Annotated in this window: 2 protein-coding genes; both read left to right on the top strand. The window is 34.3% G+C overall.

Annotation, left to right across the window (positions count from 1 at the left end):
* Positions 1 to 695, top strand: a 695-nt coding sequence (locus tag HMPREF9065_RS08795) for a hypothetical protein (RefSeq protein ID WP_021615225.1), incomplete at its 5' end; no start/stop codon positions are given.
* Entirely contained in the window at positions 685 to 1,197 is a 513-nt protein-coding gene (locus HMPREF9065_RS08800) for a hypothetical protein (RefSeq protein WP_021615224.1), read from the top strand. The genes HMPREF9065_RS08795 and HMPREF9065_RS08800, both read left to right, overlap by 11 nt.
* The last annotated feature ends 90 nt before the right edge of the window (positions 1,198 to 1,287 follow it).

Genomic DNA, 1,287 nt, shown 5'->3' with positions numbered 1-1,287 from the left:
AAGATATGTGTATTTCAGCCGGTAAGGAAATGTTATCGGATTCAGGAAAAGCGGTATGGCAATCGGGTAAAGACATTTTTGGCGCAGGCTATCGTCTTGACGATGTAAATTACCTTTATGGTAAAAATATGGTCAATGAGATTGATGCGATAGCCGCCGTGAGAGGTGGTACTGCCTTGTTAGAACTTACGGGGACGGGGAAAGCTATTGGTTCAGGAATAAATTTAATTGCCCCTGCAACTAAAAAAATATTAACAAACTCGATTATTCATGCAGATGATATAACTTCTAGATTAAGAGACTTATATAATAGAGAAGTAACTATCTACAGAGTTGAAGGTACACCAAATGAGAGATTAATTATTAATGATATGGGAGATGTATTTATTACGGGTGATACAACCTTGTATTTAAATTTTGGTAGCAAAAAAAGGGCAATTGAATATTTGCAGCAAAAAATAGATCAAAATTTACCTAACGCAGAAATAAAGTCTTTTGTGATACCACGAGAGTATAGAAAACAAATACAAGATTTAGCTGTTGCAGAAAAAGATATTAGAGTAAAAGATCCGGATAGAGTTAGACCTGTTATAGCTGATCCAACAAAAGCTAAACACCAATATGGATTAAGAGCGTCACAAATAGAAGAGTTAAAATATAAAATAAAACAAGGGAGTGGGAAGAATGGGAATTAACAATGTTTTTTCTAGGTATTTATTAGAAGAAAGGCTCCGTCTTGAAAGTAATAGTCTTCCCACTTATCAAGAGGGCTTAGGGATGAATTTTATTATTAGGTGCAATGGTAATGCCAATGAGGTAATGAGATTAGCAAGAGATGTGTTATTAAAGGTCAATTATCAATATGATTTATATACTAAGTCTAAATGGGACGATGTAGAAGCTTGGAAAAAAATATTACCAATACAATTTATTAATGGTTTTAAAAAAGTTAAAAGTCGTTTTGATATTTTTGGTTTTTTTTATAGAAAAAGAGAGGACGATTGGACTTTTGATAACTGGATATTTCTTATGGATCCTATAGATAGAAGCTGGTTTTGGTGGGGGGCAACTATTTTAGATGAAGACCACTTTTTATTTGCAACTAAAGTTCTAGATGATCCATTTTTATCGGGAACATTGAGATGGTTATTTATAGGATGTGGTGCTATTGAGGTTGTAGAAGAGGGGGATTTTTAGTAAGGTGGAGTATGCCAATAATTTATTATTGGCATACTCCAGATAGCCCCATGATGGCGCCAGCGTCCACGCTGGTGCTGTTTAATAAAA

Origin of the sequence: Aggregatibacter sp. oral taxon 458 str. W10330 (genome assembly GCF_000466335.1) — a bacterium.
Classification (GTDB): Bacteria; Pseudomonadota; Gammaproteobacteria; order Enterobacterales; family Pasteurellaceae; genus Aggregatibacter.
The sequence above is the reverse complement of the archived record's forward strand: the minus strand, read 5'-3'. Positions and strand labels throughout refer to the sequence as shown.

Excerpts from the sequence above, each read along its gene's own strand:
- HMPREF9065_RS08800 (WP_021615224.1), top strand. The coding sequence starts at position 685 with ATGGGAATTAACAATGTTTTTTCTAGGTATTTATTAGAAGAAAGGCTC.